This is a genomic window from Cellulomonas sp. GbtcB1, assembly GCF_019091725.1.
Classification (GTDB): Bacteria; Actinomycetota; Actinomycetes; order Actinomycetales; family Cellulomonadaceae; genus Cellulomonas.
The window spans coordinates 1-253 of the sequence record NZ_JAGXJG010000355.1 but is presented as its reverse complement, the minus strand read 5'-3'; the positions used below and the strand labels follow the sequence as shown (position 1 = coordinate 253).

Below are 253 nucleotides of genomic sequence, written 5' to 3'. Positions count from 1 at the left end.
GACCACCCCCTGCAGGTCCTCCATCCGGCGCGCGTACCGGCCGGCGTCCTCCCCGAGGACGCCCGCGCCCGCCTCGCCCGCGTACCGGGCGGCCTTCGCGGCCTTGCGGGCGTCGTGCAGCGCGCCGTCGCGGCGCCGCCCCTCGGGCACCCGGCGGGCGCGCCGCAGCCGCCGCCGCACCTTCCGGTCCCGCTGGGCGACCTGGGTGGGCAGCACCCGACGCGCCCCGTGCCGCCCCTCGTCGGAGTACCGC

General features: G+C 82.2%; 1 protein-coding gene. It reads right to left on the bottom strand.

Going from position 1 to position 253, the window contains the following annotated elements; translation table 11 throughout:
* Nucleotides 1-253 (bottom strand): CHAD domain-containing protein (locus tag KVT14_RS20700; protein WP_217617325.1); only part of this gene is annotated, 253 nt, incomplete at both ends.